The organism is Marinobacter xestospongiae (assembly GCF_023156385.1).
Lineage (GTDB): Bacteria > Pseudomonadota > Gammaproteobacteria > Pseudomonadales > Oleiphilaceae > Marinobacter > Marinobacter xestospongiae.
The window spans coordinates 144,239-168,522 of record NZ_JAKZAK010000006.1; the positions used below are offsets into that span (position 1 = coordinate 144,239).

Annotated in this window: 23 protein-coding genes; 10 read left to right on the plus strand and 13 right to left on the minus strand. The window is 60.1% G+C overall.

The genetic code is table 11. From position 1 onward, the window contains the following. Position 1: 1 nt before the first annotated feature. The 3 genes from MLD24_RS06100 to gloB all read right to left on the minus strand — a co-directional run bounded on the left by MLD24_RS06100 (position 2) and on the right by gloB (position 4,733). Positions 2–1,891: an extracellular solute-binding protein gene (locus MLD24_RS06100; RefSeq protein ID WP_425562289.1), complete on the minus strand. Its 1,890-nt coding sequence runs from the start codon at positions 1,889–1,891 to the stop codon at positions 2–4. A 76-nt stretch (positions 1,892–1,967) separates the two neighbouring features. Then, positions 1,968–3,701 (minus strand): lytic transglycosylase, encoded by a 1,734-nt coding sequence (locus MLD24_RS06105; protein ID WP_248165287.1) that lies wholly within the window; start codon positions 3,699–3,701, stop codon positions 1,968–1,970. Between the two features lie 237 nt (positions 3,702–3,938). Then, positions 3,939–4,733, minus strand: a complete 795-nt coding sequence (gene gloB / locus MLD24_RS06110; protein ID WP_248165289.1) for a hydroxyacylglutathione hydrolase — start codon at positions 4,731–4,733, stop codon at positions 3,939–3,941. Positions 4,734–4,838: 105 nt separating this feature from the next. Here gloB and MLD24_RS06115 point away from each other — a divergent pair, with 105 nt between their 5' ends. The 5 genes from MLD24_RS06115 to MLD24_RS06135 all read left to right on the plus strand — a co-directional run bounded on the left by MLD24_RS06115 (position 4,839) and on the right by MLD24_RS06135 (position 9,458). Continuing rightward, positions 4,839–5,630 carry a class I SAM-dependent methyltransferase gene (locus MLD24_RS06115; RefSeq protein ID WP_248165291.1) on the plus strand — a complete coding sequence of 264 codons (792 nt, stop codon included), beginning with the start codon at positions 4,839–4,841 and terminating at the stop codon, positions 5,628–5,630. After that, positions 5,620–6,063 carry a ribonuclease HI gene (gene rnhA, locus MLD24_RS06120; RefSeq protein ID WP_227175988.1) on the plus strand — a complete coding sequence of 148 codons (444 nt, stop codon included), beginning with the start codon at positions 5,620–5,622 and terminating at the stop codon, positions 6,061–6,063. The genes MLD24_RS06115 and rnhA overlap by 11 nt, the downstream gene beginning before the upstream one ends. A gap of 46 nt (positions 6,064–6,109) precedes the next feature. Beyond that, complete coding sequence (gene dnaQ, locus MLD24_RS06125) at positions 6,110–6,814, plus strand: DNA polymerase III subunit epsilon (protein WP_248165293.1); 705 nt, start codon at positions 6,110–6,112, stop codon at positions 6,812–6,814. A gap of 286 nt (positions 6,815–7,100) precedes the next feature. After that, positions 7,101–8,807 (plus strand): FimL-related protein, encoded by a 1,707-nt coding sequence (locus tag MLD24_RS06130; RefSeq protein WP_227175986.1) that lies wholly within the window; start codon positions 7,101–7,103, stop codon positions 8,805–8,807. Positions 8,808–8,810: 3 nt separating this feature from the next. After that, a complete protein-coding gene (locus tag MLD24_RS06135) occupies positions 8,811–9,458 on the plus strand; it encodes a multidrug transporter (RefSeq protein WP_248165294.1) in 648 nt (215 codons plus the stop codon). A 102-nt stretch (positions 9,459–9,560) separates the two neighbouring features. Here the strand turns inward: MLD24_RS06135 and MLD24_RS06140 are convergent, their stop codons facing one another. Further along, a complete protein-coding gene (locus tag MLD24_RS06140) occupies positions 9,561–9,875 on the minus strand; it encodes an SCP2 sterol-binding domain-containing protein (protein WP_227175984.1) in 315 nt (104 codons plus the stop codon). Between the two features lie 283 nt (positions 9,876–10,158). On the opposite strand from MLD24_RS06140, the gene sohB reads away from it, so the two are divergent. After that, positions 10,159–11,241 (plus strand): protease SohB, encoded by a 1,083-nt coding sequence (gene sohB, locus MLD24_RS06145; protein ID WP_248165296.1) that lies wholly within the window; start codon positions 10,159–10,161, stop codon positions 11,239–11,241. A gap of 24 nt (positions 11,242–11,265) precedes the next feature. Then, positions 11,266–12,264, plus strand: coding sequence for a YhdH/YhfP family quinone oxidoreductase (locus MLD24_RS06150; RefSeq protein WP_248165298.1), 999 nt, complete (start codon positions 11,266–11,268; stop codon positions 12,262–12,264). Positions 12,265–12,392: 128 nt separating this feature from the next. Here the strand turns inward: MLD24_RS06150 and MLD24_RS06155 are convergent, their stop codons facing one another. The 4 genes from MLD24_RS06155 to metH form a co-directional block, all read right to left on the minus strand. Then, positions 12,393–12,896 (minus strand): DUF934 domain-containing protein, encoded by a 504-nt coding sequence (locus tag MLD24_RS06155; protein WP_227175981.1) that lies wholly within the window; start codon positions 12,894–12,896, stop codon positions 12,393–12,395. After that, positions 12,889–14,541 carry a nitrite/sulfite reductase gene (locus tag MLD24_RS06160; protein WP_248165300.1) on the minus strand — a complete coding sequence of 551 codons (1,653 nt, stop codon included), beginning with the start codon at positions 14,539–14,541 and terminating at the stop codon, positions 12,889–12,891. Before MLD24_RS06160 ends, MLD24_RS06155 begins: the two co-directional genes overlap by 8 nt. Positions 14,542–14,982: 441 nt before the next feature. Further along, complete coding sequence (locus MLD24_RS06165; RefSeq protein WP_227175979.1) at positions 14,983–15,228, minus strand: DUF2970 domain-containing protein; 246 nt, start codon at positions 15,226–15,228, stop codon at positions 14,983–14,985. Between the two features lie 50 nt (positions 15,229–15,278). Continuing rightward, positions 15,279–18,977: a methionine synthase gene (metH, locus tag MLD24_RS06170; protein WP_248165302.1), complete on the minus strand. Its 3,699-nt coding sequence runs from the start codon at positions 18,975–18,977 to the stop codon at positions 15,279–15,281. 225 nt (positions 18,978–19,202) lie between these two features. Between metH and nfuA the strand changes: the two genes are divergently transcribed. From nfuA to MLD24_RS06185, 3 genes are all read left to right on the plus strand, one after another. Further along, positions 19,203–19,790: a Fe-S biogenesis protein NfuA gene (gene nfuA, locus MLD24_RS06175; RefSeq protein WP_248165304.1), complete on the plus strand. Its 588-nt coding sequence runs from the start codon at positions 19,203–19,205 to the stop codon at positions 19,788–19,790. Between the two features lie 364 nt (positions 19,791–20,154). Further along, a complete protein-coding gene (locus MLD24_RS06180; RefSeq protein ID WP_248165306.1) occupies positions 20,155–21,318 on the plus strand; it encodes a DUF445 domain-containing protein in 1,164 nt (387 codons plus the stop codon). A 128-nt stretch (positions 21,319–21,446) separates the two neighbouring features. Then, positions 21,447–21,683 carry a hypothetical protein gene (locus MLD24_RS06185; RefSeq protein WP_227175975.1) on the plus strand — a complete coding sequence of 79 codons (237 nt, stop codon included), beginning with the start codon at positions 21,447–21,449 and terminating at the stop codon, positions 21,681–21,683. Between the two features lie 53 nt (positions 21,684–21,736). Here the strand turns inward: MLD24_RS06185 and MLD24_RS06190 are convergent, their stop codons facing one another. The 5 genes from MLD24_RS06190 to tusD are packed head-to-tail and all read right to left on the minus strand — an operon-like array spanning position 21,737 to position 24,235. Continuing rightward, a complete protein-coding gene (locus MLD24_RS06190; RefSeq protein WP_248165308.1) occupies positions 21,737–22,792 on the minus strand; it encodes a glycosyl transferase family protein in 1,056 nt (351 codons plus the stop codon). A gap of 36 nt (positions 22,793–22,828) precedes the next feature. Next, complete coding sequence (locus MLD24_RS06195; RefSeq protein ID WP_227175973.1) at positions 22,829–23,149, minus strand: TusE/DsrC/DsvC family sulfur relay protein; 321 nt, start codon at positions 23,147–23,149, stop codon at positions 22,829–22,831. Further along, a complete protein-coding gene (gene tusB, locus MLD24_RS06200) occupies positions 23,149–23,469 on the minus strand; it encodes a sulfurtransferase complex subunit TusB (RefSeq protein WP_248165310.1) in 321 nt (106 codons plus the stop codon). Before tusB ends, MLD24_RS06195 begins: the two co-directional genes overlap by 1 nt. Next, positions 23,466–23,813: a DsrE family protein gene (locus MLD24_RS06205; RefSeq protein ID WP_248165312.1), complete on the minus strand. Its 348-nt coding sequence runs from the start codon at positions 23,811–23,813 to the stop codon at positions 23,466–23,468. Before MLD24_RS06205 ends, tusB begins: the two co-directional genes overlap by 4 nt. Further along, a complete protein-coding gene (gene tusD, locus MLD24_RS06210; RefSeq protein WP_227175970.1) occupies positions 23,813–24,235 on the minus strand; it encodes a sulfurtransferase complex subunit TusD in 423 nt (140 codons plus the stop codon). Before tusD ends, MLD24_RS06205 begins: the two co-directional genes overlap by 1 nt. Positions 24,236–24,284 lie beyond the last annotated feature (49 nt).

A 24,284-nucleotide genomic window follows, 5' to 3' on the forward strand; every position in this document is an offset into this window, starting at 1 on the left:
CTCACTCTGCGTCCGGGTCGATCCACCAGGTATCGAGGTCGAAACCGTCCTTGGGCAGGGCTTCCGGGCGTTCCAGTTTCGACCAGTAGGCAACCCGGTCCATGGTCATGTGCCATTGCGGAATCACATAGTGACCATGGAGCAGTACCCGATCCAGCGCGCGGGTGCGGTAGACCAGCTCCTGGCGATCCGGAGCCTGGATAATCTGCTCCACCAGATCGTCCACCACCGGGTCACTGACGCCGGCGTAATTTCGGGAGCCAACGACATCAACATTGTAAGAACCCCAGAATTCCCGTTGCTCGTTACCCGGGGAGTCGGACTGGGCGATCACCAGACTGACCACGTCAAAGTCGAAGCGCCGGACCCGTTGCACATACTGGGTGGTATCCACCAGGCGGACCTCGGCATCAATACCCAGCTTCGCCAGGTTGGCCTTGAACGGCAGCGCAATGCGCTCAAAGGTCTTGCTGCGCAGCAGGAACTCGAAGGTCAGTGGTTCACCGGTGGCGACATGGACCATCTTGCGGTTCCGGATCTCGAAACCGGCTTCTTTGAAAAGCTCAACGGCTTTCCGAAGATTGGCTCGTAAGCCATTGGGGCCATTGGTTGTTGGCGGATGGTACTCGGACTCGAACACCGCATCCGGCAACTGATCCCGATAGCCCTCGAGGATCTCCAGTTCACGCCCGTCGGGCAGGCCGCTGGAGGCCAGGTCGCTGTTCTCGAAATAGCTGTCGGTGCGGGTGTACTGCCCGTAAAACAGGTTGGTGTTGGCCCACTCGAAATCAAATGCCATTGCCAGGGCGCGCCGGACTCTCGGGTCGGCGAACTGGGGACGGCGGCTGTTGATGACGAACGCCTGCATGCCCATCGGCTTGTGGTGCTCCAGTTCCTCCACCACGATCCGTCCCTGCTCGAAGGGGGTACCGGTATAGGCCGTCGCCCAGGACTTGGCGGAAGACTCGCGTCGGAAATCGTAGTCGCCGGATTTGAAGGCCTCCAGAGCCACGGTTTCATCGGTGTAGTAGTCGTAATGGACGCGATCAAAATTGAACTTGCCACGACGAACGCCCAGATTCGCCGCCCAGTAATCGTCCACGCGGGTAAAGGTGATGGAGCGGCCGGCGTCAAAGTCACCAATGCGGTAGGGGCCGCTGCCGACAGGGGGGGTAAGGCCGTTGTCGCCAAAGGTGCGGTCCTGCCAGTAGTGCTGGGGCAGAACGGGCAGCTGTCCCAGTATCAACGGCAGCTCACGGTTCTCGGTTTCCTTGAAATCAAACCGTACCCGATGCGGGCCTTCCACGGTCACCGCCCTGACGTCGCCATAGTAGTTGCGGAACAGCGGGTGTCCCTCGGTGGTCAGCAGCTCGAAGGAAAATTTAACGTCCTCGGCGGTGATCGGTTCACCGTTCTGAAAACGGGCCTGCTCGCGGAGGTTAAACACCACGTAGCTGCGATCCTCGGGCGTTTCCAGCGACTCGGCGATGAGCCCGTAGGCGCTGAAGGGTTCATCCGACGACTTTACCAGCAGGGTGTCGTACACATAGGCGCCGACACCAACCGCCGACACCGTCCCAATCACGTAGGGGTTGAACGAATCGTAGCCATTGGCCACCACGCCCAGGCGCAAGGTGCCCCCCTTGGGGGCATCCGGATTGACGTAGTCGAAATGCTCGAACCCGGCGGCATAGGCCGGTTCCCCATGCATGGCAATACCGTGGGCCGGGGTGACCGCGGTTTCGGTGGTGCCGAGGGAAACGGAGGGAATGGCGAAAGAAGCGGCCGCGATCAGGTTGCAGGCCAGCCGGCGAGAAAAAGGGAATGTCCGTGTCGGGGTGCTGGGAGTTGGTCGGGATGTACGCAATGAGGTCTGCCTGTGTGTTCCCATGTGCCTCTCATGCTTTTCTGATTATTGTGTGATTGCCGGCACCGGGAACTCCGTTCACCAGTGCCGGACTCAGTAATTAGTTGCTATTGCGAATGTCCACGTAGAGTACCAGACTTTGTCCCGGTTGCAGATATCGGGACGTGTTGAGGTTGTTCCAGCTTGCGATGTCACTCACGTTTACTGAGAAACGGCTGGCAATGGTCGACAGCGAATCGCCCCGGCGAACCCGATAGCCCACCTTGCGCACCATGGCCTGGTTACGGCTGTTGCTGGCCAGGGTGGGAGACGGCGTGGCCGACTGGGACCAGATCACCAGTTGCTTGCCAGGCATCAGCGGATCGCCCGGCGCCATGCCGTTCCAGGACGCGACCTGCCGCACACTCACACCGTGTTCCCGGGCGATATCCCAGAAGGTGTCGCCACGCTGCACCCGATAGTCCACGCGGGTACCGCTACCACTGCGCCCACCGCGAGCCTGGGTTGCGGCCAGTCGTTGCTGCTGACTGAGGGCGTAAGCGTCGTCACCCCGGGAGGCGGTGGGAATCAACAGGCGCTGGCCCACCCGGATCAGGTTGCCCCGAAGATTGTTGACATCCCGCAGCACATCCACGGTGATGCCGAATTTGCGGGCAATGACGATCAGGCTGTCACCGCCAACCACCTGGTAGTTCTGCCAGGATACCCGTTGCTCCGGCGGCAGGGCGTCCAGGCCGGCGCGGAACTGCTCAACGTTGGCAACCGGCACCAGCAGCCGGTGAGGACCCGCCGGGGTGGTCGCCCAGCGGTTATAGGAAGGGTTCAGCAGATAGATCTCGTCCATGGAGACGCCGGCGAGATTGGCGGCCTGGGCGAGATCAAGCTGGGACCCGGTCTCGACTACTTCGAAGTAGGGTTTGTCTTCCAGGGCTGGCAGCTCAATGCCATAGGCTTCCGGGTCCTGGTAGATTTTCGCCAGGGCGATCAGCTTCGGCACGTAGTGACGGGTTTCCCGGGGCAGGTCCAGCGACCAGTAGTCGGTGGGCTTACCCCGCCGATCGTTACGGCGGATGGCGCTGGACACCGTGCCGCCGCCGCTGTTGTAGGCGGCCAGGGCGAGGGTGTAATCGCCGTCAAAACGCTCGGCGAGTCGGTCCAGGTAGGTGAGGGCGGCGTCGGTCGCGGCCACGATGTCACGGCGTTCATCGTGCCACCAGCTGCGCGTCAGGCCAAAGTACTTGCCGGTGGACGGGATGAACTGCCACAACCCGGAGGCCCGGCCATGGGAATAGGCAAACGGATCAAACGCGCTTTCCACTACCGGCAGCAGGGCCAGCTCGGTGGGCAGTCCGCGTTCCTCGACTTGAGAGAGAATGTAATGCAGGTAGCGGCTGCCACGCTCAGACACCCGCTGAATGTATTGGGGATGTTTGCGGTACCACGCCAGCTGTTGTTGCACGCGGGTGTTGCTGACGCCCAGATCCAGTGCAAAGCCGGCCCGCAGGCGCTGCCACAGATCCACCGTGGTGTTGGCTTCGTCCACCTGATCGGGGATGGCATCCAGGGATTCCCGTGCCTTGCTCGCCGCCGCCTTCAGCTCCGGGTCGATGGAGTCGTCCAGCTCCGCGTTGGCGGCGCTGCCGTCTCCCGATTCGATGGCCCTGACCAGTTCATCGTCTCCGGCTGCCACCTGGAGGTTCTCGGATTCCAGCACTTCATTACCGGAGGCGTCGGACTCGGAGCTCCAGAATGCCAGTCCGGACGATTGCAGATTGGCGCAGCCAGAGGTGAGAGCGCTGACAAGCAGCAGGGCGGGGAGACGTTTCGAGGTCATAGGGCGGTGATCCGGAAGCTGGCACCGAGGGCCGGCTTCCCCTGATAAGTGGGTTGAATTTCATGCAAAATTGCACGAATTCTATGGCAAGGACACGGTTGGGGCAAGGCGCCCGGGGTTACGCCAGTGACAGATTCTGTAACTGCGGGCGGGTGATGTAACCGGCAGCTCCGAGGCCGGACACGCGGTTCCGGCGCTCATACCCGTTCATGGATCTGCCGATCACTTGTCGTCAGGCTAGAAATGGTCCTTGCCATGGCGTACGGCGGCAAACACGTCATCAGGGCTGCCAGTCGCAAGGCCGTGGGCTTCGGCGTAAACCCTGGCCGCTTTCTCGACGTCGGGATCATCCCAGCGCAGGAACGGATTGAGCTGACGCTCCTGCTCCAGAATCACCGGAACCGTGGGTTCGTTCCGGGCCCGTCGCTGCTGACACTGGCTTTCAAAGTGTTGCAGAGCCTCATCATCCGGTAACAGATGGCGGGCATACCGGACATTGGCCAGGGTGTACTCATGGGCACAGTAAACCGCGGTGTCCCCGGGCAGGGCGCGGAGTTTGGCCAGCGACGCCCGCATCTGGGCAGGTGATCCCTCAAACAGCCGGCCGCACCCGCAGACAAACAGGGTGTCACCGCAGAACAGCACCGGGTGCCCGGATACCTGGGTCCTGGTGTGGTAGGCCAGGTGATCCAGGGTATGGCCGGGTACTGCGATCACTTCAAACGCCAGGCCCTGCCAATCCACCACGTCGCCGTCGGCAACACGCTCGGTGCCGCCCTGGTAGGGCGAGCTTTCCGGCGCCACGATTCTGGCGGGGCGGCAGTTCGCTTCCAGCGTTGCCACGCCACCCACGTGATCGGGGTGATGGTGGGTAATAAGGATGGTGTCGAGGGTCAGGTCATTGGCCGCAAGGTAGGTCTCAACCGGGGACGCCTGCCCCGGGTCAACGACCAGCGCCTTGCGGGTGTCGGTGTCATAGAGACACCAGATGTAGTTGTCGTTAAAAGCCGGAATGGCCGCAATGGAACGCATACAATCTCACATGTGACCGTGGGGGTGTCATTGCTATGATAGAGCAATCACAGCGGGTGCCCAACCACTCGCCAACCACTGCCGCCGGTACACCAGGTGATGCCCATGGAACTGGAACAGCCAGATTACGATGAACGCTGCCGCCGCTTTGAACGCTGGTTCCAGACGCCGCTGGGGCGCGCCCTGATTGCCGACCAGCGACGCTGTGTCGACCAGGTGCTGGCCGATATCCTGCCTGGCGCCCGGCAGCTTCAGGTCGGCGTCAGCCATCGCCTGCCGCTGGCCAGCGGGACCGACTTTGCGCACAAAATAACCACAACCCCGGAGTGGTGTCCTGACCTGCCCGAGGGCGTGGCGGTGTGCAGCAGTCATGAGCTGCCGTTTCCGGGCGATTCGATGGATCTGGTACTGCTGCATCACAGCGCTGATTTTTCCGCCTACCCCCATCAGGTGGTGCGGGAGGCGTCGAGGGTGCTGCGCGGCGGCGGGTTGTTGCTGCACATCGGTTTCAACCCAATCAGTCTCTGGGGATTGCGCAAAGTGCTCAGTCGCAGCCGCAGTGGCCCCTGGGGCGGACGCTTCCTGTTCCGGTCGCGGATGGAAGACTGGCTCAGTCTGCTGGATTTCAAGGTCGAGAAATCCGCAAGTTACTTTATGGGGTTACCCTTCCAGAATTCCCGGTTGATGGAACGGTTGTCCCTGTTGGAACGGATCGGCGGCCATGGATTCCTGCCAGTTGGTGCCTATTACTGTATCCTTGCCACCAAACGGGTGGACGCGCCGATCCGGACCCGGCGCCGCTGGCGCCAGGGCAACGTTATTACACTGCCCGGAACCGGTGCCATTGGCGCATCCAGAGGGTGTATTCGCGAGAACGGTAGGTTCAATGACAGCTAACGTAATTATCTATACCGACGGAGCCTGCAAGGGCAACCCCGGCCCCGGAGGCTGGGGGGTTGTGCTCCGATACGGCGACGCCATGAAGACCCTCCATGGCGGTGAACGCAACACCACCAACAACCGTATGGAGCTGATGGCCGCCATCAAGGGCCTCAAGGCCCTGAATCGCTCCTGTGAGGTGGCGCTTTATACCGACTCCCAGTATGTCCGCAAGGGCATCACCGAGTGGATGAAGGGCTGGAAAAAGAACGGCTGGAAAACCGCCGCCCGCAAGCCGGTCAAGAATGACGATCTCTGGAAGGCCCTCGACGAAGAGGTCGGCCGCCACCAGGTCGAATGGCACTGGGTCAAGGGTCACGCCGGCATTCCGGACAACGAGCTGGCTGACGAACTGGCCAATCGCGGCGTGGACGAACTGCTCAACGCCTGACCTTTTATTGACGTCTTAACCGAACAGAAACTGCCCGGAGCATTCCATGCGACAGATCGTCCTGGATACTGAAACCACAGGCATCGATCCCAACGCCGGTCATCGGATCATCGAGATCGGTTGTGTCGAGATGATTGAGCGTAAGCTCACCGGCCGACACTACCATGTCTATATCAACCCGGAACGGGAAGTGGACGCCGAAGCAATCAGCGTCCATGGTATTACCAACGAATTCCTTGCCGATAAACCGAAGTTCGCCGAGGTTGCCGAAGAGTTCTTTGAATTCATCAAGGGTGCCGAACTGGTCATTCATAACGCGGCGTTCGACGTTGGCTTCATGGATGCCGAATTTGCACGCCTGAAACCGGTCCGCAAGACCGCCGATCACTGCGGTGTTCTTGACACCCTGGCGGTGGCCCGGGAAAAGCATCCGGGGCAGAAGAACAACCTGGATGCCCTGTGTAAGCGGTACGGCGTCGACAACAGCAACCGCGAACTTCACGGCGCACTTCTGGATGCCGAGATCCTCGCCGACGTCTTCCTGCTGCTGACTGGGGGCCAGACCGCGCTGGTACTGGATGACGAAGAAGAGGGCGGCGGCGAAGCCGGTGGCATTCGGCGGCTATCCGCCTCCAGGCCACAGCTGGCGGTGCCACGGGCCAGTGATGAGGAGCTGGAAGCCCACGATGAGCTTCTGGAGGTGATTGCCAAGGCGGCTGGCGAAACCCTGTGGAGCAAGCTGTCGCACTAACGGCCCCGGATCGACTCCCATCCGAACTGTCGCGCTAGCAGACAGTAAAAGTTATGCCGGCGCCGCATTGTGAGAACTGCATTCAGGTGTACTTATTGTTACATTTGGTGTTTCTTGAGGGACTTGAGTTTTGTGTTATAAGTAATGGTTAGTACGCCAGTTTTACAGGCTGGCCGCACTTTCCGAAATGCCGCCGGTGATTGGCAAGGAACTCGCAAATCAATCTTCCGCCCGGTTCGATAAGAAGAGGACGCGGAATTCTCCGCAGTTGCTACAGGAAGCGTTTATGGTCCAATCGTCTCTTGCGACGAAATCTCAGTCGTTTGACCTGGTCAAAAGTGAAATCGAACAGACGATCAGACAGGCTGAGGCCAGTCTCGAGCGCTTCCAGGAAAACCGGGAGAGCGGTGAAGATCTCCAGAACTGCGTCGATTTCATCAACCAGTTGCGCGGCATTTTCGTGCTGGTGGAGCTGCGGGGAGGCACACTGCTGTGCCAGGAAGCGGTTACCCTTGCCAATGACGTGCCGGTTGGCGCCAATGACGACAAGAACGTACTGCTGACAACCCTCAACAGTGCACTGTTCATCCTGCGTCGCTACGTGGAGTACTACCATCGCCAGCGGGAGGACCACCCGGAACTGCTGCTGCCGGTGATCAATGACCTGCGGGAAGCCCGCAAGGAAAAGCCCTATCCCGAGTCCTGCTTCTTTGAAGCGGACGTCAAACACCGCCCGGATTTCTGCCAGAAGCTCGCCGCTGCGCCTTTTGAAGGCCAGGAGAGCGACTACGAAATCATGGCCCGGCGCATGCGGTTGACCTTCCAGGTTGCCCTGCTGGGCATCCTCAAAGGACGCAACGAGGTGGTGAGCAAAAAGCTCATTGGTCGGTCCGCACGCGGGTTTGTTCGTCTGTGCGGTGATGCGCCCATGGGGCAGATGTGGTGCCTGGTGGCAACCGTGGCCGACACCATGCTGGATCGCGCCATGGGCTTCACCAAGGCCCGCAAGCGTTTGATCATGCGCATCGAGCGCTACACCCGCGAAATTGTTTATGTCGGTAAGGTGGCAACCGGCAAGGATGCGCCGGATTCGCTGATCAAGGAGCTGGTTTACCTGCTTTACCGCAGCGGCTCAGCCAACCCCGAGGTCACAGACATCCTCGCTGCATTCCACCTGGCGCCCGCGGAGTTTTCCGACGCCATGCTGGAATCCCACGGCAAGCGCCTCTACGGACCAGGCACCGACGTACTGAAGTCATTGTCCGAGGCATTGCAGGAAGAGCTCAATCAGCTCAAGGACAAGCTTGATATTATCGAGCGCGGCATTGAACCGGATCTGGCGGAACTGGCCAGCATCGCGGGCTCTCTGGAGCAGTTGGCAAATACCCTGTTGATGCTCGATCTCAAACAGCTGGCCGAAGCCGCGAAAGTCGAAGCCGGTAAATTGCGGCACTGGGAAAGCGAATCACGACTGCCAGCCGAGGAGGAGCTTTACGGCCTGGCGGATTCGGTTCTGGCCATCGAGAGCGCTATTGCCCAGATGGTGAGTCATGGCATCACCTCGGAAACCGACGGTCTGGCGGAGAATCAATCCACCAGTGAGGAGTCACTGTATCTTCGCGAGGCGCTGTTCGTTGTGGGGGATGAGGCGCGAAGTGCGTTGACGCTGGCCAAACGGGCCATCACCGCATTCGTGGAATCGGATTACGACAAGCTCCACCTGGCCAACCTGCCAGCGACCTTGCACAGCATCTGGGGTGGTTTGCAGATGGTGGAGGATACCGCCGCCGCCAACGTTCTCGACCGGGTTGCGGAGTCCATTCAGCGTCGACTGCTCGATGAGAAGGAAGCGCCGTCCCATCAGGTGCTCGAGGCTCTGGCGGACGCACTGACGTCACTGGAGTACTACATCGAAAGCGTTGGTACCCGGGAAGACCGTAACCTCGACCTGCTTAATCTGGCCGAATCGTCTCTGGACGACGTAGGGTTGTAATTCATGTCTTACCAGTCCGTCATGGCAGTACTGGCCGGAATCGGCGCCACTCTGCTCATCGCCGGGCTGGCCTTCTGCCTGCGCCCCCGCTGGTTTTTTGCCTGGCTTAAAGGCACCCTCGCACTGGCCCTGCTGGCCAGTGGCGGGTACGCCGTGGTGGTTGCCGCCGGTCTTACCCAGTATCAGTCCCTCACCGGTATGCGCACCGTTGCCACGGTGGGGGTTGCGCGTCTGGGGCCACAGCTCTGGCAGGTAACCCTGGAAACCGAAGCCGGCAAGCAGGGTCGCTACACACTCCATGGAGACCAATGGCAGGTGGACGCCCGCATCATTCACTTTGGCGGGCCGCTGACATGGATGAAGGTAGAGCCGGGGTACCGTCTGGAGCGCCTCAGCGGCCGCTACGTGTCATTGGAGCAGGAGCGGCAGGCCACCCGCAGTGTCGTCGCGCTGAATGAGGCCGCATGGCCGGACCTGTGGGCGCTGGACCGGCAGTTCAATCTGCCGTTTGTTGACGGGGTGTACGGCAACGCCACATTCATGCCCATGGCCGATGGCGCACTGTTTGATATCAGGCTCTCAGCGACAGGGCTCGCTGCTACGCCGGCCAATACAGCGGCGCGGGAGGCGGTGCAGGTCTGGATTCACTAGCGGAAAGTCGTCAGACATTGGCAGGTCATCAGACATTGGCAGAAGGCAATCAGGCACAAAAAAACCTGCCGCTGGGGCAGGTTTTTCACGAAACTGTCGGGCTTAGCCCATGGTGAACAGTTCACCCAGTTTGGTCGCAAGCATCATGTCGCCTTCAGCACGCAGCTGACCGGCCATGAACGCCTGCATGCCATCAGTTTCGCCGGAAACGATGCCCTGAAGGGTTTCGGAGTTCATGATCAGGGTAACAGACGGGTCGTCGTGAGCACCTTCAGCCAGGTTGCAGGTGCCGTCATTGATCACCAGGTGGTAGGTTTTGTCGTCTTCGATATCGAACTGGAACACCAGATCCAGACCGGCCGCTGCGTCAGCATTAAAGTTCTGTTCCAGCTTTTCAAATACCTGAGCTACAGACATTGGATTACCCTTATTTTCTGTATGGCTTGCGCTTGTTAGTCGTGTTGCCGGAGCCTTGGAAAGGCCGGTCTTGTTGGACCCGTCAGTGGCTGACCCGGCAATGCCATTCGACTTTATGGTGACCATTGGGCTCTGTCAAGCTCGATCGAACGCTTGTTTTAATTTTCTTCGATGTCCTACGCAATCTGGCGTTTTTGGCCGGAAATCGCAGGGTTGTCCCTGAGTCCGGCTCAGTTACAATCGTTGCTCATGCCCACATACCTTACAGAGCTGGAGAAGCGCTTTGGAATTTCTTTCGGATTATGGACTGTTCCTGGCTAAGGCCGTCACCCTGGTGATTGCAGTCGTGGTGGTGGTCTCCGTCATTGTCTCGGCCGCCCACCGCAACCAGGGCGGGCAGGAAGGAGACGGGGAGTTACGGACCCGCAAACTCAATGACCATTACCGCAAGCTGAAGGAGGCGCTCCAGGCCAAGCTGATGGACGACCAGGAGCGCAAGGTTTGGCAGAAGCAGCAGAAGAAACAGCGCAAGGCCGAAGACAAGGCCCGCAAACAGGCTTTGAAAGCCTCTGCCGACAGCCCTGAGAGCGACTCTGACGGGGCTGCCAAAGCTCGCGTGTTTGTGCTGGATTTTGATGGTGATATCAAGGCCAGCGATACCGACAACCTGCGCAAGGCCGTCACCGGTGTTCTCAGCGTGGCGGAACCGGGCCGGGACGAAGTGGTGGTCCGGCTTGAAAGCGGTGGCGGACTGGTGCACGCCTACGGCCTGGCCTCGGCCCAGCTCGATCGAATTCGGGACAAGGGCATTGCGCTGACCGCCTGCGTCGACAAGGTGGCCGCCAGTGGCGGGTATATGATGGCTTGCGTGGCTGACCGCATCGTAGCCTCGCCCTTTGCGGTTATTGGCTCAATTGGCGTTGTTGCCCAACTGCCCAACTTCCATCGATTTCTGCAGAAGAACGATGTCGACTTTGAAGTGCTCACCGCCGGCGAGCACAAGCGCACCCTGACGATTTTCGGTGAGAACACCGACAAAGGCCGGCAGAAGTTTCTGGCCGATCTGGAAGATACCCACGGTCTGTTCAAGGAGTACGTCAGCCAGCGTCGTCCGGACCTGGATATCGGCGCGGTCGCCAATGGCGATATCTGGTTCGGCAAACGGGCATTGGACGTTCATCTGATTGACGAGATCCGCACCTCGGACGAGTATCTGATCGAAGCCTGTGATCGCGCTGACGTCATCACCGTCAGCTTCCACCACAAACGTTCGGTTGCCGAGAAACTGGGGCTGGCAGCCAGCGGCGCCATTGAGCACGGCTTCTGGCGCCTGATCAGCGCCTTCCGTAACCAGAAAATTCAATAACAACGCCGAGAACGGAGAGACAGCATGACCGAAAGTCTGGAGTACCAAGCCTGGGTCGTCCGGGAGCAGGACAACGGTTTCGCCGGCCAGGAAGAAACCTGCAGCACCGCGGATCTGCCGGACCATGAGGTTCTGGTTCGGGTGAGCCACTCGTCACTCAACTACAAGGACGCGCTGTCTGCCTCCGGCAACAAGGGGGTTACCCGATCCTATCCCCACACCCCCGGCATCGATGCGGCGGGAGACGTGGTGGCTTCGTCCAGCGAAGCTATTCAGCCCGGCCAGAAAGTGATCGTGACCGGTTACGATCTGGGCATGAACACCGCGGGTGGATTTGGCGAGTACATTCGGGTCCCTGCTGGCTGGTGCGTTCCAATGCCCGCAGACTGGACGGCGGAGACCGCGATGATCTATGGCACCGCGGGCCTGACGGCCGGTCTTTGTGTCAGCAAGCTGCTGATGGCAGGCGCTGATCCCGGCGACGGTACGGTTGCAGTGTCCGGAGCCAGCGGTGCTGTTGGCTCCGTTGCGGTGGAAATCCTGGCCTCGCTGGGCTTTGAGGTTGTGGCGATCAGCGGCAAGGCGAGTCAGGCCGATACCCTGAAGGCCCTGGGTGCCAAAAACGTCCAGGGGAGGGAGGTTCTTGGTCCCGAGAAGAAACCGCTGCTGAAACCCGTGTTCGCCCACGGCATTGACACCGTCGGCGGCAGTCCGCTATCGGAGCTGCTGAAGCAAATCCGGCCCGGCGGGTCGGTGGCGTGCTGTGGCCTGGTTGCCGGCCCGCAACTGGAAACCACCGTGCTGCCTTTTATCCTGCGTGGCGTGAACCTGCTGGGCGTGGATTCGGTGGAGATTCCGCTGGCCGACAAACAGCAGGTCTGGCAAAAACTGGCGGGCTCCTGGGCCTGCCCGACGACCGAAGGGCAGGCGCGTCGTATCGGGCGCGGGGAGTTGGATTCGGCACTGGCCGCGTTCCTGCGGGGTGAGTCCGCCGGCAAGATCGTACTCGATCACTCGCTGTGAGGCGTTGAACCGACGCGGTTTCAATGCCCGGTTCTGGCAGTTCGCATCCCATAAAAAAGAGGCAACCGCTTGGCGGCTGCCTCTTTTTTTGATCGATCACCCCGCTGTGCAGGGTAATACCAATCCCGTCAGGATGCCCGACGGCGGAACAGCGGTGTATCGTTGTCCGTTGCGGCCTGGTAGTTCTGGCTGAAGAAGTTCAGGCAACGGGCCGCCTTGGCCGGGTCCTTGTCCTCCCGGAGTGCGAAGCTGTCAAAGCCGCAGCGTTTCATGAACTGCAACTGGTCCAGCAGTACATCGCCAATCGCCCGCAGCTCGTTACGGAAGCCGTAACGCTCCCGCAGCAGGCGGGCAATGCTGTAGCCTCGACCGTCGGCGAACTTGGGAAAATTCACGGCAATCAGCGGCAGCTCATTGACCAGTCCATCCAGGGTTTCCGGTTCGTCGTGGCCTTCGAACCACACGCCGATGTCACTGCGATCGGCGAAGTGCTCACGGCCGGCGAGCCAGAGGTCGACTGGCACCAGGGCAGGGCCTTCAGGCACCACCAGCGATTCACCATCAGCCGGGCGGGCAACCACCTGCCATTCGTCGTTATGGACGCTGCCATCGAGTTTGATGATGTTAGGCATAAACACGCTCCTTGAAGGGATCGATCCCAATCCGGCGGTAAGTATCGATAAAGGCTTCTTCGTCGTTGCGGTTCTGGACATACACATCAATGATCTTCTCGATCACGTCCGGCATGGCTTCCCGAGCAAACGAAGGCCCAAGGATCTTGCCAATGGCGGCGTCGTGATGGGACGAACCGCCCAGGCTGATCTGGTAGAACTCCTCACCCTTTTTGTCGACCCCCAGCACACCGATGTTGCCAACGTGGTGGTGGCCACAGGCGTTCATGCAGCCCGAGATGTTTAGGTCGATGTCGCCCAGGTCGTACAGGAAATCGAGATTGTCGAAACGACGCTGGATTGACTCGGCCACCGGAATGGACTTGGCATTGGCGAGTGCACAGTAGTCACCGCCCGGGCAGCAGATGATGTCTGTCAGGGTATTGAGGTTGGCGGTGGCAAAGCCCATCGGGGTGATGGCCTGCCACAGCTCGAACAGCTCGTCCTGACGCACGTCTGCAAGTACCACGTTCTGCTGGTGAGTGACCCGGACTTCGCCGAAGCTGAAGCGGTCCGCCAGATCAGCCAGATGATCCAGCTGCTGGTCACTGATATCGCCCGGCGGGGTGCCGGTGTTCTTCATGGTCAGGGTCACCAGCGCATAGCCGGGATGCTTGTGGGTTTCGACGTTGTGGGCAATCCAGTTGTCGAATCCCTTGTGCTCGAATCGCAGTTTCGCCAGCGCGTCGCTCTGATCCGGTACCGCCTGATAGTCCGGCTCAGTGAAGTAGACTTTCACCCGCTCAACCGCGTCCGGCGTCAGACGGGTCGGGGAATCCTTGAGATGGGCCCATTCCGCTTCCACTTTCTCGGCAAATACCGCCGGACTCAGCGCCTTCACCAGGATCTTGATCCGCGCCTTGTATTTGTTGTCGCGTCGGCCATAGCGGTTGTAGACCCGCAGCACCGCTTCGAGGTACGTCAGCAGATCCAGCTCGGGCAGGAACTCACGAATCACCGGCCCGACCATGGGTGTCCGCCCCAGGCCACCGCCGACATGCACGCGGAAACCAAGCTCGCCCTGATCGTTGCGGACCAGCTGCAGACCAATGTCGTGCACCTGAATCGCCGCGCGATCGGTGTGTTCGGAAGCGTTGACCGCTACCTTGAACTTCCGTGGCAGGAACGCGAACTCCGGGTGGAACGTTGACCACTGGCGGATGATTTCGCAGTAGGGGCGCGGATCGGCCACTTCGTCGGCCTGAACGCCGGCAAACTGGTCGGTGGTGGTGTTCCGGATGCAGTTGCCGCTGGTCTGGTTGGCGTGCATTTCCACCTCAGCCAGTTCGGCCAGGATGTCAGGCACGTCTTCCAGCGCGGGCCAGTTCAACTGGACGTTCTGGCGCGTGGTGAAATGGGCGTAGCCCTTGTCGTAGTCCCGGGTAACGCGGGCCAGGCGACGCAACTGGTCGGAACGCAGCATGCCGTAAGGAACACAGAGCCGAAGCATCGGCGCAAAGCGCTGGACGTAGAGGCCGTTCTGCAATCGCAGCGGCAGGAACTCGTCTTCACTCAGCTCACCGGCCAGAGCGCGGTCAGTTTGATCACGGAACTGGGCGACCCTTTCGGCGAGGATCTGCCGGTCGTGTTCGTCATAAACATACATAGCGGAACTTCCTGCTAATCAGTGCGGGGTGGTTGTGCGCAAGGGAGAATATCACCCTGTCTTTATTGTTAAAATGATTATTTCTAAATATGGTTATCGATTTAGGAGATATAAATCGGCGCTCATTGGTGCGCTGGCAGACTGGACGTCCGGCCGTTCTCGACCTAGCTTCTTAAAGAGTCTCTGAAGCATCCGCAGACTATCCATCAACGCTGTTCGCAGCTTTTTCCTTCAGTGCAATCGACCATCACTGTGGGCAGCAAGACAGGCAGCACAACAACAAAGCGCCACTACAAAGCGCATCACAAGGAACCGCGAGATGAAGAAGAACGAGCTTTCAGACAGCCAGGCCGATGCCGTCGTTATCACCGTCGTGATCCTGTTGGCGGTCAGCTTCGCCGTGATCTGGGTAAGCGGGCAGTAGCGCGACTGGTGGTTGGATCAGGATGACAGCACCCAACGCACCACCAGTGCCAGCGTGAGCACGAAACCGGTGGTGAACAGGATGCCTGCTACGATGTAGGGCCAGGGACTGTGGCCGGCAAAGTCTTCCTGACGCCGCTTCTCGGACTGAACCCCAAACGCCCCGGCCAGGATGCTCTGCATGACTTTGAGTACCCCGGGGGAGCGGGCTCGGTCAGGCTGGGATTCCGGCGTTTGGGTCTGTGATTCTCGCTCTTCCAACATGTCTCTGCCTCCTGGTCGTCCTTGGGGGAGCGCTGGAGGCAGAGCGGCGGTTATTCCGCCGGATCATACCCCAGGCTGGGGGCCAGCCAACGCTCGGCATCATCACGGCTGATGCCCTTACGTTCAGCATAGTCCTCCACCTGGTCACGTCCAATGCGGCCAACGGCAAAGTACTTTGACTCAGGGTGGGCAAAGTACCAGCCCGACACCGCCGCAGCCGGGAACATCGCAAAATGCTCGGTCAGTTCAATGCTGGCGTTCTCGGTCGCGTTGAGCAGCTCGAACAGCGCGGCTTTCTCGGTGTGGTCCGGACAGGCCGGATAGCCGGGGGCAGGGCGAATGCCGCGGTAGCGCTCCTTGATCAGCGCGTCGTTATCGAATGCCTCATCCGGGTCGTAGCCCCAGAATTCCTTGCGCACACGTTCGTGCATGCGCTCGGCGAAAGCCTCGGCCAGACGGTCCGCCAGGGCCTTGACCATGATCGCGTTGTAGTCATCGTTGGCGGCTTCGAACTCTTTGGCAAACTCTTCTGCTCCGATGCCGGTGGTGACGGCAAAACCGCCGACGTAGTCGCAGCGCTCATCCCCCTCGGGCAACACAAAGTCGGACAGCGCCTGCATCTGCTTGCCCGGTGATTTCTCATCCTGCTGGCGCAGGTGGTGGAGCACGGTCAGTTCCTCACGGCGGCTCTCATCGGTGTACACCACGATGTCATCACCACGACGGTGCGCCGGCCAGAAACCGATGACACCCTTTGCCGTGACCTTGCGCTCATCGATCATCCGGCGAAGAATCCGCTGGGCGTCGGCAAACAGGGTGCGGGCCGCGTCACCCCGCTTGGGATCGTCAAAGATGGCGGGGTACTTGCCGGACATGTCCCAGGAAATGAAAAACGGCGTCCAGTCGATGTAGGGTTCCAGTTCCGCCAGATCGTAGTCCTCGAACACCCGAACCCCGGTGAACTCCGGCCGGGTCGGGTTATAGTCCGCAAGTTCCAGCTCGGTGGCGCGCTCACGGGCCTGTTTCAGGGACACCAGCTTCACCCGGTCGCCACGATTCTTGCGGCGCTCCCGGATGGTGTCGTACTCGTCGCGGGCAGCGGAGACGAAGCGCTCCTTGGCTGAATCACTCAGCAACTGGGACGCCACGTTGACGCAGCGGGAGGCATCGGAGACATAGAGTGCAATGTCGTTCTGGTACTGAGGCTCAATCTTGACGGCGGTATGGGCCTTGGAAGTGGTGGCACCGCCAATCATCAGCGGAATCTGGAAATCCAGCCGCTGCATCTCCCTGGCAACATGCACCATTTCATCCAGCGAGGGGGTGATCAGGCCACTGAGGCCGATGATGTCCACGTCCTCTTTGCGGGCGGTTTCCAGAATCTTGTCGCAGGGCACCATTACCCCGAGATCGATCACCTCGTAGTTGTTGCACTGCAGCACCACGCCGACGATATTCTTGCCAATGTCATGAACGTCGCCCTTGACCGTCGCCATCAGGATCTTGCCCTTGGCTTTCTGGCCTTCGCTCTTCTCCGCTTCGATGAACGGAATCAGATGGGCCACCGCCTGCTTCATGACCCGGGCGCTTTTGACCACCTGGGGCAGGAACATCTTGCCGTCGCCGAACAGGTCGCCCACCACGTTCATGCCATCCATCAACGGGCCTTCGATCACTTCGATCGGGCGCTCGGCGTTGATGCGGCAAGCCTCGGTGTCTTCAATAATGTAACTGGTGATTCCCTTGACCAGCGCATGCTGGAGCCGCTTCTCAACGGGCCACTCCCGCCAGGCCAGGTCTTCCTCCTGGGTCTTGCCGCCTTTGCCGCGGTACTTCTCGGCGATCTCCAGCAACCGGTCGGTGCCATCGGCACGCTTGTTGAGGACCACGTCCTCAACCATTTCCTTCAGATCCGGCTCGATCTCATCGTAGACCACCAGCTGGCCCGGATTGACGATCCCCATGTTCATGCCGGCCTTGATGGCGTGGTACAGGAACACGGAATGGATCGCCTCGCGGACCACGTCGTTGCCCCGGAACGAGAACGACACGTTACTGACGCCGCCGGAGATCGAGGCGTGGGGCAGGTTTTCACGAATCCAGCGGGTCGCCTCGATGAAATCAACTGCGTAGTTGTTGTGCTCCTCAATCCCGGTGGCGATGGCGAAGATGTTGGGGTCAAAAATGATGTCGGCCGGGCTAAAGCCAATCCCTACCAGCACATCGTAGGACCGTTTGCAGATCTCCACCTTGCGTTGGTAGGTGTCGGCCTGACCGGTTTCGTCAAAGGCCATCACCACCACCGCGGCGCCGTAGCGCATACAGTCACGCGCGCGCTTGATGAATTCGTCTTCGCCTTCCTTCAGGCTGATGGAGTTCACCACCGCCTTGCCCTGGACGCACCGCAGACCGGCCTCGATCACCTCCCACTTGGAGGAGTCGATCATGATCGGCACTTTCGAGATATCCGGCTCGGAGGCCACCAGATTGAGGAAGGTGACCATCACTTCCCGGGAATCCAGCATGCCCTCATCCATGTTGATGTCGATCACCTGGGCGCCGTTCTCGACCTGGTCCCGGGCGACACTCAGCGCTTCCTCATACTGCTCCTCTTTGATCAGGCGCAGGAAACGCTTGGAGCCGGTGACGTTGGTGCGCTCACCGACGTTAATGAACAGAGTGTTCTCGTCGCCGGTGAACGGCTCCAGCCCGGACAGCCGCAGAGCGGGTTTGACGTCCGGAATGGCGCGGGGAGGGTACTTGGCCACGGCTTCCGCGATGGCGGCAATGTGGTCGGGGCGGGAACCACAGCAACCACCAATAATGTTGAGGAAACCATCCCGGGCGAACCCCTCAATGATCTCCGCCATCTCCTCCGGCGTCTGATCGTACTCACCAAACTCATTGGGCAATCCGGCGTTGGGGTGGGCGCTGACGTAAGTGGTGGCACGCCGGGACAGCTCTTCCACGTAAGGCCGCAGTGCATCCGCACCCAGGGCGCAGTTGAGGCCCACGGAGATGGGCTTGGCATGGGCAATGGAGTTCCAGAACGCCTCCGTGGTCTGGCCGGACAGGGTCCGCCCCGACGCATCGGTGATGGTGCCGGAAATCATGATCGGCAGGGCAATGCCGCTGTCCTCAAAAAACTGTTGGGTGGCGTAGATGGCCGCCTTGGCGTTGAGGGTGTCGAACACCGTCTCGATCAGGATCAGGTCGCTGCCGCCTTCAACCAGGCCACCCACAGCTTCGTAGTAGTTGTCCACCAGGGTCTGGAAATCGACATTGCGGTAGCCGGGATTGTTCACGTCCGGTGAAATGGACGCGGTGCGGGAGGTAGGGCCGACGGCGCCGGCGACAAAGCGGGGTTTGTCGGGCTGGCGTGCCGTCACCTCATCGGCGATTTCCCGTGCCAGGCGGGCGGATTCGACATTGAGCTCACGGGCAATTGACTCCAGGCCATAGTCCGCCTGGGACAGCTGGGTGGAGTTGAAGGTATTGGTTTCGATGATGTCGGCGCCGGCAAGCAGATAGTCCTCATGGATTTTCCGCAGCAGTTCACGCTGGGTCAGGCACAACAGATCGTTGTTGCCTTTCACCTCCCGGTCGTAATCGGCAAATCGTTCGCCACGGAAGGCAGCCTCATCCAGCTTTTCATTCTGGATCATGGTGCCCATGCCACCATCGAGGACGACGATGCGCTCTTTCAGGATCTTGTTAAGGGTGGCAAGGCGCGTTTCGCGGTCATTCATAGGACGTGCTTCCGGCTCTCATCGGTGTCAGGTGGCGCGAGATCATAGCAAAAATGCTACACACCGTCCTGAAGGTTTTCGTCTAAGGATATGATCCCTGACCCGTTTTCCCGGACTGCGCAGCGCACAGGCACCCGGGAATGTCTGAGTGTATTGGTTGGTCTTTTTTGTTCGCTGGAACTCCATTAAAATAAACCCACATTCTTCAAACAGGTTTTATTGGAAATGGCACTGGTAACTGTGACAGATTCCGCGCGGGACTACCTAGCGCAACTTATCGAGAAGCAGGACGTGGAAGGCATGGGGGTTCGCATCTTCGTGACCCAGCCCGGTACCAAGCATGCGGAAACCTGTTTGGCTTACTGTCCGCCGAACGAGATTGTGCCCACCGATGAGCAGGTTGATCTGGAGAAGTTTACCCTGTTCCTGGATCATGCCTCGGTACCGTTCCTGGAAGATGCCTATGTCGACTACGCCAAGGACCAGATGGGTGGCCAGCTCACCATCAAAGCGCCCAACGCCAAGGTACCGAACGTTGACGAGAACGCCCCGCTACCGGATCGGATCAACTACGTCCTGGCCTCTGAGATCAACCCCGGCCTGGCCTCCCACGGTGGCGATGTGTCCCTGGTTGAGGTGGTGGACGAATCCGTCGCGGTATTGCGTTTTGGCGGCGGCTGCCAGGGCTGCAGTGCGGTGAGCCTGACCCTCAAGCAGGGTGTGGAATCGACCCTGAAAGAGCGGGTGCCGGAGATTACTGCGGTCCGCGACGTCACCGACCATTCCGTCAAGGACAATGCCTACTATCAATAACTGTGATCACTATCAGTAACCGCGATCGCTGTCAGTAACCGTACCTGGTTTCAACAGGAGGTTTGCGGACCCGCAACAGGCCGGTGATCCCTAAAAAGTCGGCCCCTCTGGCATTGTGATAGACCCTTCCTGACAAACCGGCGGTATGGCCGGTTTGTCGTTTTTACGGCTTCGTTTCCCGTCTGTGCATGGCGGCACGGCCAATGCCCGCCATTCCCGTATACTTCATCATTTTTCGCACAACGAGAATAAGGGTGGGCGTTTCCGGTTGGGGACGGTCACTGCAGCAAACCATGCGCGCAAGCGCCGAAATTTGTCACTGGGGTTTATCTTGGTCGATCTCGCACTTTGGTCAGTGCCGCTCATGGCTGCGATCGTGGGCTGGTGTACCAACTGGCTGGCAATCCAGATGTCGTTCTATCCGGTCCAGTTTATTGGGCTTGGCGTTGTAGGCTGGCAGGGGGTCATTCCCCGCAAATCCGAGAAGATGGCCCACATCTGTATTGACCGCACTCTGCAGCAGTTCGGCAACCTCAATGAAGTCTACCGAAAGCTGGAACCCCAGCGCATCGTTGAACAGATTGTGTCCCAGGTTACCCCCCGGCTGGACGAGTACATCGATGAGGTGATGTACGAGATCCAGCCCGTGCTGTGGGACAACATGCCGCTGTTCCTGCGCAACCGCATCTACCAGTGGGCCAGGGAACAGCTACCGTCCCGGATTGAAACCATGGTGGAGGATTTCGGTGACGACCTGAACGACCTGGTGGACCTCAAGGCGCTGCTGAGCCGGGAGCTGTCCACCCATCCGGACCTGATGAACCGCATCTTCAAGGAGGCAGGCTCTGTTGAGCTGAACTCGGTGATCAACAAAGGCGCCATTATTGGCGGCCTGCTGGGGGCTGCACTGGTGCCATTCTGGGTGCATTATCCGGAACCGTGGTTGTTGCCACTGGGCGGATTTCTGGTGGGGTTTGCCACCAACTGGCTGGCCATCAACCTTATTTTCAGCCCGCTGCGTCCCCGCCGACTGCTGTTCTGGCGCATCCAGGGCCTGTTCCTGCGGCGCCAGCCGGAGATCAGCGAGATCTGGTCGCGACTGGTGGCGGAAGAGTTGATCACCGTTGAAAAAGTCGCCGACGCGATGATTCACGGTAAACACGGTGACCGCACCCGCACCATCATCCAGAAGCACCTGCGACCGCTGCTGGACAACACCGTGATGATGAAACTCACCACGCAGGTGGCCATCGGCATGACCGGCTACACCGATCTCAAAAAAGCAATGAACAACAAGGCGGTACTGGCCACCCAGGATGTATTCTGCGACCCTGCGTTCAATCGTGAACGGGCGCCGGTTGTCGCCAGCGTACTGTCGCAGCAGATGAAAGGGCTCGGACCGGAGGAGTTTCAGGACATCCTGCGGCCAGCCTTTCGGGAAGAAGAGCTGCAACTGATGGTGATCGGCGGTATTTTCGGCGCATTGGCAGGGGCACTGCAGTTTGCCCTGCTGAACCTGGCGGCCTGACTGGAGCGGGAGACGTTATGGCATTCTGGCAGACACTGCTGATTCACATTGTCGCAACAGCGGCGACAGTAACACTCGTTTTATCAGTATTTTACTGGCTTATTCTAAAGCCTTTCCTGAATAGGAAAGTGGAACAGCTTATTGCCGCCACTGACCAGCTGGAGCCAAAGGTACGGGCCGGGGTAAAACAGGGGGTCAGCGAGTCCCTGAAGGAGCTGCCGGACGCCGCGGCGAAAGAGTCCACCCGCCAGTTCCTGCGGTTCGGTTCGGATCTGTTTGAGAATGGCCTGAGCAGCTTTCTGGGCACGGCCGAGGACCTCGCGCGACGATCCAACGGCCGTGAGCGCCCCCGCAACCAGTCGTAACAGGCCGGTTGTATCAGCTAGGTCGTAGCTTGAAACAGGCAGGGAGCAACTAGTTAGGGCGCCGCAAAGCGTGTCTTGTCGCGTCCGTCCCATAACCGCTGGGCGAGGGCCATCGCGCCCTCCTGGCTGTCGGCGTGGCCGGTCTCCAGCAACGCCAGGGCAGCCGTCGACACGGTTGCCGCCTCGCCGTAACTGTCCCGTTCCTCACCCCGCCAGACCCGGCGCATCGCCTCCATTCCAATGGTTTCGGGCTTGACATGCCGGCGTTCGAACAGCGCCGGCCAGGTCACTTCCGCCAGGCGGCCTTCGCCCACACCATCTTCAGCAAGTGTTGCCTGGAACACCTTCAGGGCGTTGTCCGGATTGCGCTCAATCTCACCGCCTTCGCCACGGATCACCGCCAGGTGCTGATAGCCCAACAGCAGCCCCGCCTGTTGGTGCATGGGCGCATAGGGTGGGTGAAAGATGCCCTGAAGCACCGTACGGGCACCCAGCGGGTTAATCAGCCGGGCCAGGGAGTGCACAGGGGAGCGCAGGCCCATGATCGGGCGCAGGTCAATCATCTCTGCCAGGGGTTTGGCAAACCGGGCCAGGGGCAGGTAACTGAAGCCCTGGCTATCGAGCTGGCTTTTCACCTCATCCCAGGACTCCGCCGTCCGAAACCCGAAATCCGCCATCGCTTCACTGAGGTAAATGCGCTCGGGGGTATGTCCCTCGGCACCATGGACGAACACGCGAAGGCCGTGTTCGGCCAGCAGCAGGATGGAGAACAGGAACCAGGGATTGTGGCGACGCTTACCGGCGTAGGATGACCAGTCCAGATCCACCTGCAGTGAGGCCGGCGCCTGCGCCTGCTCCCGCACGGCCTGAACGAAGCCTGCCAGCTCCTCCGGCGTTTCCTCCTTGACTCGCAACAGCATCAGGAAGGCGCCCAACTGGACGTCCTCCACCTCACCACGAAGGATCAGTGCCATGGCGTGCCGCGCTTCGTCGAATGTCAGCGAGCGGGAGCCGCGCTTTCCCTTGCCCAGGATGCGGACATAGGGCGCAAAGGGGTGCTCACCGGGTTTCGGCTCGGGCAGGGCAGAAGATGGCTGCTTCAGGTCCATGGCAACTCCAGGGTCAAACAATGAAATGAAAAGCGGTTACAGGCAGTTGGTTGGCCTGGGCAGACCGGCGATGCGGCAGGCGGTCTTGGCCGGGGTACCCGGGAACAGCTGCATCAGATAGATGCTGTTGCCCTTGTCGTCTCCCAGTGTTTCCTTCACGGCCTTGACGAACAGCCGGTTGGACGGCGGGGACATCTGGTAATCCCGGTAGAACGAGCGCAGGAACTCGATGATCTCCCAGTGCGCCCCGGTGAGTTCGATTCCGTCCTCACCGGCAATCACCGCCGCAACATCGCGGCTCCAGGCCCACGGATCTTCCAGAAAGCCTTCGTTGTTTCGTTCAGGGGTCTGCGACATTACCAACTCACTGTCTTGTCAGCGCCAGCGGCCAAGGCCACCAACTCCTCATAATCAATCACGATCACGCCAGTCTGGCCGTTATCGGCCGCCAGACCTCGGGCCGCCAGATCTGGGCCCAGAGCATAGACGGCGGCGGAGGTGTCAAGCCCGCTGGCCAGCGCCAGCACCGCATCCTCAATCAATACCAGGGCATCGGTCGCCGCCAGGGTGGCGAGGCACAGATGGGTACGTGCATGCCCCGGCGGCTTATTGAGAATGTGCAACACTGCATGACGGCTCGCCATACCGGCGCCATCAGCCACTGAGGATTCACTCATAAACACACCACATCATCAAAGCGGGCCAGCAGCGTCGGCTCCACCGTCACCGGCATAACGCCGGTGACGCACTGGCTGGCATCAAGGCCAAAGTCTTCCAGGGACTGCTGGTCTGCCAACAGGGCGCCAATGCCAAAAATCGGGGCTGCAGCGAGATTGCGCTCCACCGCCTTCTGGAAGATGCTGGCCGGGTCCTGTCCCGCACGTAGCCAGTTCACACCAACGCCACTAAACAGCAGGGTGACGGGTTGATCAAAGGCCGCCAGGGACAGCGCCATGTCCATCGATTCGCGACCACTCCAACTGCCATAGGGCGAGCGATCCACAATCACCAGCACCGACATCAGTGACCGCCTCCCGGCTGGAAATACAGCACCCGTGACGAAGAGGTCATGCTCTCCACCCATTCCCCGAGCCCCAGCAACCGGAACGGAGGCTGGACATTGTGGGCATCCCGTTCGTAACGCCGGGCCTCGCCGTCATCCACCAGGCCGCGGCGCAGGGCAGAGGCAATACAGGCCACGGCGGGAATCTGTTGTTGGGCAATAAAATCCGACCATTCCCGGTGCCAGTTCACCTCGTCGCTGGGAGCGCAGCAAAGACTGCTGGCCAGGTGAACGCCGTCACCATAGAGGAATACCCGATCAATGGCATGCCCAGCAGATACGGCCGCCCTGGCAAACGACAGCGCTGTCTGCGGCGCCTGACTGACGTACGGGGCGCCGGTAATCACCAACGTAAACGAAACCGGTTTGACGGCACTCATTGCAACCTGCTGAATTCCAAAGCGAATGGATGAATGAAATGGGATAGTT

Bases quoted from the DNA above. Each gene is read 5' to 3' on its own strand.
- MLD24_RS06100 (WP_425562289.1), bottom strand. From the start codon at position 1,891: ATGGGAACACACAGGCAGACCTCATTGCGTACATCCCGACCAACTCCC.
- MLD24_RS06105 (WP_248165287.1), bottom strand. From the start codon at position 3,701: ATGACCTCGAAACGTCTCCCCGCCCTGCTGCTTGTCAGCGCTCTCACC.
- gloB (WP_248165289.1), bottom strand. From the start codon at position 4,733: ATGCGTTCCATTGCGGCCATTCCGGCTTTTAACGACAACTACATCTGG.
- MLD24_RS06115 (WP_248165291.1), top strand. From the start codon at position 4,839: ATGGAACTGGAACAGCCAGATTACGATGAACGCTGCCGCCGCTTTGAA.
- rnhA (WP_227175988.1), top strand. From the start codon at position 5,620: ATGACAGCTAACGTAATTATCTATACCGACGGAGCCTGCAAGGGCAAC.
- dnaQ (WP_248165293.1), top strand. From the start codon at position 6,110: ATGCGACAGATCGTCCTGGATACTGAAACCACAGGCATCGATCCCAAC.
- MLD24_RS06130 (WP_227175986.1), top strand. From the start codon at position 7,101: ATGGTCCAATCGTCTCTTGCGACGAAATCTCAGTCGTTTGACCTGGTC.
- MLD24_RS06135 (WP_248165294.1), top strand. From the start codon at position 8,811: ATGTCTTACCAGTCCGTCATGGCAGTACTGGCCGGAATCGGCGCCACT.
- MLD24_RS06140 (WP_227175984.1), bottom strand. From the start codon at position 9,875: ATGTCTGTAGCTCAGGTATTTGAAAAGCTGGAACAGAACTTTAATGCT.
- MLD24_RS06150 (WP_248165298.1), top strand. From the start codon at position 11,266: ATGACCGAAAGTCTGGAGTACCAAGCCTGGGTCGTCCGGGAGCAGGAC.
- MLD24_RS06155 (WP_227175981.1), bottom strand. From the start codon at position 12,896: ATGCCTAACATCATCAAACTCGATGGCAGCGTCCATAACGACGAATGG.
- MLD24_RS06160 (WP_248165300.1), bottom strand. From the start codon at position 14,541: ATGTATGTTTATGACGAACACGACCGGCAGATCCTCGCCGAAAGGGTC.
- MLD24_RS06165 (WP_227175979.1), bottom strand. From the start codon at position 15,228: ATGTTGGAAGAGCGAGAATCACAGACCCAAACGCCGGAATCCCAGCCT.
- metH (WP_248165302.1), bottom strand. From the start codon at position 18,977: ATGAATGACCGCGAAACGCGCCTTGCCACCCTTAACAAGATCCTGAAA.
- nfuA (WP_248165304.1), top strand. From the start codon at position 19,203: ATGGCACTGGTAACTGTGACAGATTCCGCGCGGGACTACCTAGCGCAA.
- MLD24_RS06180 (WP_248165306.1), top strand. From the start codon at position 20,155: ATGGCTGCGATCGTGGGCTGGTGTACCAACTGGCTGGCAATCCAGATG.
- MLD24_RS06190 (WP_248165308.1), bottom strand. From the start codon at position 22,792: ATGGACCTGAAGCAGCCATCTTCTGCCCTGCCCGAGCCGAAACCCGGT.
- MLD24_RS06195 (WP_227175973.1), bottom strand. From the start codon at position 23,149: ATGTCGCAGACCCCTGAACGAAACAACGAAGGCTTTCTGGAAGATCCG.
- tusB (WP_248165310.1), bottom strand. From the start codon at position 23,469: ATGAGTGAATCCTCAGTGGCTGATGGCGCCGGTATGGCGAGCCGTCAT.
- MLD24_RS06205 (WP_248165312.1), bottom strand. From the start codon at position 23,813: ATGTCGGTGCTGGTGATTGTGGATCGCTCGCCCTATGGCAGTTGGAGT.
- tusD (WP_227175970.1), bottom strand. From the start codon at position 24,235: ATGAGTGCCGTCAAACCGGTTTCGTTTACGTTGGTGATTACCGGCGCC.